Source organism: Rhizobium mongolense USDA 1844, assembly GCF_000419765.1.
Classification (GTDB): Bacteria; Pseudomonadota; Alphaproteobacteria; order Rhizobiales; family Rhizobiaceae; genus Rhizobium; species Rhizobium mongolense.
In genome coordinates this window covers 1-6356 of the sequence record NZ_ATTQ01000070.1, presented here as the reverse complement: position 1 = coordinate 6356, position 6356 = coordinate 1, and the positions used below count along the sequence as shown (strand labels likewise).

Sequence of the window (6356 nt, the reverse complement as noted above, 5' to 3'; positions counted from 1 at the left end):
AATAGCCGACAACGAGTGCAGCTGCTGTCATCTGAGAGCTCTCGCCCAGGATGAACGATCTGACGGCTGTGGCTCGATGAACACATCAATCCGCCGCAAGATCGAGGAGATCAGCCAGAACGAGGCCAATTGCCGGCGCCTGATGAGCGTTCCCGGCGTCGGCNCGCTAATCTCCNCGGCGATGGTGGCGGCCTACTTGTCGGAAGTATCGGCCGTGTCGGCCGCCGCCTGTCCTGCCGCCTTGATCTTTTCGTCGAGTGCTGCGACTTCGGGTCGTGCCTTGAGCAAGTTCGCCCAGCCGATGGTCTCGTCGATCGCCTCGACCGGGTCGGAGTCCGTTGTTGAGCGCGGTGGAAAGTGCGTCGATCGTGCCTTGAAATAAGCGCATCAGTCGGCCGACATCCTTGGCGGTGGCAGCGTAGCGCCGGCTTTGTTGTTTGGGGCACGGCTGAGCCTTGGCGGCCGCCTCGATCATGAAAGGGATATCTGTCCTGGCCGCCGCGCGAAGCCCATACACGCCCGCGAGCTCGCGGGCGTGATCCGTCATCGTCTGTTCCCGACCCGCATAATCTGCGAGAGCAATAGTCGGTACGTCGAGCTGCTCGGCGATGAAGGACACCAGTTCTTCGGACAGCCCGCCGTAGCTCTTAAGAATTTAAGCGAGGGTCAGGGTGGCGAAACAGCGCAAGCTGAAGGGCAACGCCGAGGCGATTGCGGTCCTCTCGGCGACGCCGGATCAGATCGAGGTCGCCGGGCTCAAAGGTGTAAAGTCGGGCCAGGTCGTCACGGTCCGCCGGGAATCCCAGTAGTTGTTCCCGCTCGGCTTCGCTCAGCAGTTCGTGCTTGCGCATTCGTCCATCAGCGCGCTGATGACCATTGCCGGAAGCGAAGGAGAGGTGGCGCCGCAGGTCGGCGGGCTGGGGCTGGGCCGCCAGCGTCTTGAACAACTGCGCGGCATTCGCCTCGACCTGCTGCGCGAGCAGCTTCACTCTGCCGTTGCTGAAGGCCGGCGCGCCACGATCGTGCATAACCGGTCGTGCTCGCCCCCTCGTGCGAGACCAGTCACCCCGGCGAACCGAGAATCACCGAATCCGGGGTGAATGCCGCACTCTCTAAGCGATGGAAGGGCGGAAGGTGACCGGCAGGCGCTGCGGGCAGCGAATGACGTAAGACGGCATGTAGACGACGTCCTCCGCGGCGATGGTCAGCGCTAGATCCTCCAGCCGTCCGAACAGCGCGGTGAAGGTGCAGCGCAATTCCAGGCGCGCCAGCGCAGCGCCCAGGCAGAAATGCGGCCCATTGCCGAACGACAGGTGCGGGTTGTGCCGCCGGGTGACATCGAACCTGTCAGCGCCGGGACCGAAGGCCTTTTCGTCCCGGTTCGCCGCATGGAACGCCATCAGGACGGCGTCGCCGCGGCGGACCGTGCATCCGTCGATCTCCACGTCCTGGGTGGCATAGCGGAACGGCAGATTGGCCACTGCGCTGCCCCAGCGCAGGATCTCCTCGATCGCCTGTGACCACGGAACTTGGCCGCTGCGCACCAGGTGCAGTTGCTGCGGATGCGTCAGCAATGCCAGCACGCCATTGCCGATGACGCCGGTGGTGGTCACGAAGCCCGCAGAGAGCACCATGAACAGCATGTCGATGAGCTCGGTGTCGGAAACGAGCTCGCCGTTGTCGCGCGCGACGATTAGGGCCGAAGCCAGATCGTCGCCGAGCTGGCCCCGCTTGAGCGCGATCAGGCGACGGAAGAACTCCGGGATGCGCTGCCGCGTCTGTCGCACCTCTGCGGCTCAGGAGCACTAGGATTGATCGACCCGCGATCGGTAGTCTTCGGCACGGCTTGTGCCTTTAATTCGATCGCGACTCGCTCAAGTGCCTTGAAGTTCTCTATGGTGAAGGCGACGGGGCGGGCGTCTCCACGGACGGGCGCAATGGGTGTCGCCCGCTTTTGAGTCAGCTGCTCGGGACGGTCGTACAGGTCTTGGAAGGCCTCCTCCACCCGGTCGATGAAATCTTGCCTGCCAAATCGCTCGCCATAATACTGCCCGATCCGCTTGCGTGACAGTGTCGGCCTGCTGCCGCCACCTCCCCCAAGCTTCTTGGCTATCTGATACAGTAATAGAAACCAGCCCCCGCCGAATTCCATGGATGCGAATGCAAAGTGCTCGTTCGTACCGGTGTTTTCGTGCGCGCTTTTGAGCAGCGCCTGCAAGTATCCCTGGAACGCGCGCGCCCGGCGGCTGACCAGTTCCAGTCGGTCAAGATTGAAATGGCGGACCGTGCCCTCGCCACGGCCGCTGAGCCCAATAAGATTCCCATTGGGGAGCGCAGCGAGATTTCGTCGAAAATCTTCATTTCCGCAAGGATCAAGGAACCAGGACCGCTCGTTTATTGGACGTCGCCAGAGGCCGACGGGGCTGTCGGCATATGTTTCGATTTCATCGGCATTCGGCAAATGGCATCGCCGCCCCACTACCGGGAATATCGAAGGTTCGGTCGGCGTGCATGCCGAACATACTGCATAGATGTTCTGCCAAGCGTTAACGAGCCAGCTATAATAGAGGTGGCTACGGTCCGCATCTTCGGGTGGCGCCATGTCAGAAGGACCGGCCTCCTCTATCGGCCTAAAACGATATGCCCTGGTTGTCTCCCGCGCTTCGCAGAACGCACATCGCCCGCGAAACAGGTTGGCCGAGGCAAGGTCGAGTTCCGGATCCGTCACCATAACCGGAGCCATGCTGATCCCGGTTTGGGCGATTGTCCCGACCTCGCCGGTAAAGATCTTGCGCAGCATCTCCCGCGCCTCTCTGCTTCGCTCGTCTGAAAGGCACGCTGGTGCGGGTTCATCGGTGCGGTCGAAGTGCTGCATGGCCTAATTTTCCCTATCCGTGGCGCTCGTATCATCCGGTAAAAGGTTTAGGCCACCAGCGGCCAGGGAGAATAGGGCGCTCGAGTTGCCGCGTGTCGTTGCAGCGCGATGCCTGTCGTAGGTACCGTCGGTCCAAGCGCATTGCCGTGCCACTCCCATTCGTTCATTGTGCTTTTCCCTGTCCCTGCAGCTAGGTGAACATTTCATCAGCGTTCCATTCCGTTAGGCGCGCGCATTAAGCTACATTAGGATTGCTGATTTCCATCAGCAGGGTGCAGTCTTTTCCAAATTCAATTTTTACGTTCACGTTACTGCCGCCGCACAGTTCTGGGGCTATCCGTCCATGTGACAACGGTGGGTCTGGGCAGCCGTTTGTCTCACATGGTTTTTCGTCAACTAGTTGCGACGGAGGGACAGACGGACCCTGAACTAAACCGCATCAGCGATCTTTCAGCCGCAGGGCCTGTCGCAGAACCCGTATGTGATGCGGTGTAGGTCGATCAGGCAAACTTCCGAAGCTCCAATATTGGGTGTGGCTGAAAAATGGGACACGTTGGCCCGCCACGACCTGGCCCAGCTTATCCCTTTCCGGAAGGACTTGGAGATCTCGGATCCCATTCACTTGCCGATCATTGATGGTTGCCCCAAATTGTGACGCAAGTGGTCCCGAAATTATGTCGCCCCATAGGATGGCAGAATGCGGTGAATGCAAATTGGTCCAGCGCGTATAGGCAAAGAGCGCCGCGTGATGGGGAACCCGATAGGTAAGGGGATCGCTTGCTGTCGCATCATCCTTATAGCGGAATGTGAAATGGCGCAGCTTCGTTTTGCCATCATGTTCCATCATCGGAGGGCAAGTTGGAAGAATACGTCGCTCTTGGGCTTTGCGAAGGTCTGCGAGATTGGCTGCCAGCAAAAATTCCGCATGCGACAAAGGCGAGCCTAAAGTGATGAAGTCACTGACAATCCAGGGACTGCCTTGCTCATTTAATTCCTTCAGGCAACGGGCTTGCTGTTCCTGGAAAGCGTCGACCGTAAAATTTGTCGTCGTGTCCAGCGGATCTTTTGGCGTTCTGTCCTCTTTCGCGGGAGTGTCCGCAACGGACCTGATCATGCTTTCCAGCTTGGTCCGCTCGGGCTGCTGAAGACCTCTAAGTGTTTTCTCATCTAGGTCCGAGGCCGTGTTCAACCGGGCGAAGCAATGGCTGAGAATATCGTAGGCGACAATCGAGCCCAACGAATGCGCGACGACGACAATGCGATCATATTGCCGCTTTCCCGGCATGCCGTCAGCTTCACGTCCCATCAGTGTTTCCAGGAGTTGGACGCCTTTCTCGCGGATCTCCTGTCGCCGTGCGACATTGAGGGGATCGGCCTTAACATAGCGCGCGACGTCGCCGAAATATTTCAGAAGGAAGATATTTACCAGGCTGGCTACAATCGCGCCGAAAACGCCGACGAGGACCGGCACTACGACTAGCCACCAGAAAGAGGTCTGGTTGGACGCCTCAGCGACACAATTGTTGAAGAGGCAACTGCGAAGGGTCGCGAACGGCACGAAGGCTGCGATCATGCACAGCGCGACGATGACGCTGATGATCCATAGAACGATCCAGGCGCCACGGATCCGTGGCGGTACGCGGGCCGGACTGCGCCATAGCAGATCAATCACCCAGGCCTTCAACTGTTCCCAGGTGGTGCCATACATCAGGTGCGCCCAATAAAACTCGAAGAAGTCCGTGGACCCATGTTGTGAATCGATCGCTTCGGTTGTCATTCGCCTGAGTTCGAAGCTTCTGTTCCGGCGATCCGGCTTGCTCCAGACAGTATTTTCGTAGCGCGGTCCGCCCGTTGCGGAATCGGGGCGGGCCTCATCAATCAGGCTGTCGTCTCTGACCCAGACGGTCTCGACAAATCCTTGCAAGGTTTCCATTGGGATCTGTTCGCCCATGCCATGGATAATCACGACTGCCTGCTTCACTGTCCTGCTCCTATTCTGGGCTTTAAGCGATTGATTGCCTTGCAAGATCCGGTGCCGGCCGGTTCGGCGCTGGATGTCGCTCAGCGCCGTCTGTCACGGGCGCTTTGACTAGGCCCCTAGGAAGTAGCGTCGGCGCTTCGACTTATAGCTGGCCGGGTTGAAGTGTGTCGGGACCCAATCCGATGGTTTTTCCTTTAGATATCCCGCCTCGGGATCATGCCGCCCCGTCTCCGTCAGCTTTTTCACCAGATAGCGCGAATAGTGATGGTCGAAAATTCGCATGAATTCGCCGAAATAGATGTCGGCCACCCGCGTGTCGCCCCGGATGACGAGCATGTTCTCGTCATTTGTGCGCTGTGAGGGCTGACTGAAATTCGCCGAACCCGTTACGACCAGCGGATCGTCTCCGAGCGGATCAACCAGCATGAACTTGTCGTGGATGTAATCATTCCGATTGAGCGGATTGCCGCGCTCCTCGAGAAAGTTGACCAAGGCGCCGCTGCCAAGATAGCCACCTGCGGCAAACAGGACGTCCCGGTCACGGATAATGGTCTCGCCGTCGCCAAGATCGTCATCCTTGACGACGTAGCGCAAGACATCGTTGTCACGGTTCAGCACCTCCTGAAACACCTTGTCGATATTGAACGCGACGGTGAAGCAGACGATCTGCGTGGCCTCGGCCATACGGTCGGCATACCACTGAAGGGTGGCGCTGCTGTCCTTTTCGTCTCGCGCGCTGAACACGGGCGTTGTGCTGTTCGGCATCGGACGTCCGACGGGAAGTGGCGAAGCGGTTCGGTTCGGTTCACGCAGCTTGGTCGGAGTCAGATTTGCCTCCAGCCGCTCCCAATAGTGAAAATAGGCTTCTGCTATCGTCTTGTCCCAGACAATATGGCCGACATTGGAATGGCCGAAGATGCCTCCTTCGGAGATATTGGTCGACCCGGTCCAGACCGCAATGGGTGTTTCGTCCCGCAGAAGCACGATAAATTTGTTGTGGCGGATACCCTCGCTCACCGTGCGCGGCTTGACGGCTCCCATCTGGTCAAGGCCGGCATTGGCGATGGTCAATTCATTGTCGTGCTTGTAGGAGCTCTCGCCATCATAGGCGATCTTGACGTCGGCGCCGGCCTCGACGGCCTTCGCGAAGGCGTTCGCGACCGGTTGATAGTGAAACTCATATAACGCTGCGCGCAACGCGAAGCGTTCATCCTCGGCAAGGCCGATGAAGGCCTGCAGCGCTTCATACAGCCCTCGCGATAGCCACACCATCTCTTCCGATTTTGGGCTCGCGTCCTTCGGATTGGCGTTCTTAAAGCGCCGNGCAAAAGCCTGCGACCCGATGACGCCGCGATTGAAGTAGACATCGTGGCGCGCCGCATCGTTGGGGGCATCCGGCTTGAGAAGGAACTCGATTTCGGTGGCAACCTCCATGAGGACCGCCGAATCCTCGTCAAGGGTGAGGTTTTGACGAGGCCATAAACCGGCACAATCCGGTAA

At 59.0% G+C, this 6356-nt stretch carries 6 protein-coding genes and 1 pseudogene; all 7 read right to left on the bottom strand.

What is annotated here, in order from left to right; translation table 11 throughout:
- Positions 1-166: 166 nt before the first annotated feature.
- The 7 genes and pseudogenes from A3C3_RS48935 to A3C3_RS48930 all read right to left on the bottom strand — a co-directional run bounded on the left by A3C3_RS48935 (position 167) and on the right by A3C3_RS48930 (position 5282).
- Positions 167-622 carry a DUF4158 domain-containing protein gene (locus tag A3C3_RS48935; RefSeq protein ID WP_425337570.1) on the bottom strand — a complete coding sequence of 152 codons (456 nt, stop codon included), beginning with the start codon at positions 620-622 and terminating at the stop codon, positions 167-169.
- A 25-nt stretch (positions 623-647) separates the two neighbouring features.
- A complete protein-coding gene (locus A3C3_RS48075; RefSeq protein ID WP_072382063.1) occupies positions 648-851 on the bottom strand; it encodes a DUF4158 domain-containing protein in 204 nt (67 codons plus the stop codon).
- A 5-nt stretch (positions 852-856) separates the two neighbouring features.
- A pseudogene (locus A3C3_RS44835) lies at positions 857-1146 on the bottom strand (cytochrome P450); the annotation flags it as partial.
- Positions 1113-1634, bottom strand: a complete 522-nt coding sequence (locus A3C3_RS40890; RefSeq protein ID WP_425337569.1) for a cytochrome P450 — start codon at positions 1632-1634, stop codon at positions 1113-1115. The pseudogene A3C3_RS44835 and the gene A3C3_RS40890, both read right to left, overlap by 34 nt.
- A 107-nt stretch (positions 1635-1741) precedes the next feature.
- Complete coding sequence (locus A3C3_RS0136855) at positions 1742-2875, bottom strand: hypothetical protein (protein ID WP_022719466.1); 1134 nt, start codon at positions 2873-2875, stop codon at positions 1742-1744.
- Positions 2876-3314: 439 nt separating this feature from the next.
- The gene (locus A3C3_RS0136850; RefSeq protein ID WP_022719465.1) at positions 3315-4856 is read right to left on the bottom strand and encodes a hypothetical protein; all 1542 of its coding nucleotides are present in this window, start codon (positions 4854-4856) and stop codon (positions 3315-3317) included.
- Positions 4857-4964: 108 nt separating this feature from the next.
- The gene (locus A3C3_RS48930) at positions 4965-5282 is read right to left on the bottom strand and encodes a phospholipase D-like domain-containing protein (protein ID WP_425337568.1); all 318 of its coding nucleotides are present in this window, start codon (positions 5280-5282) and stop codon (positions 4965-4967) included.
- Positions 5283-6356 lie beyond the last annotated feature (1074 nt).

What these genes read in the sequence shown, in the direction of transcription:
- A3C3_RS48075 (WP_072382063.1), bottom strand. Translation starts at nt 851, where the DNA reads ATGCGCAAGCACGAACTGCTGAGCGAAGCCGAGCGGGAACAACTACTG.
- A3C3_RS40890 (WP_425337569.1), bottom strand. Translation starts at nt 1,634, where the DNA reads ATGGTGCTCTCTGCGGGCTTCGTGACCACCACCGGCGTCATCGGCAAT.
- A3C3_RS0136855 (WP_022719466.1), bottom strand. Translation starts at nt 2,875, where the DNA reads ATGCAGCACTTCGACCGCACCGATGAACCCGCACCAGCGTGCCTTTCA.
- A3C3_RS48930 (WP_425337568.1), bottom strand. Translation starts at nt 5,282, where the DNA reads ATGCTGGTTGATCCGCTCGGAGACGATCCGCTGGTCGTAACGGGTTCG.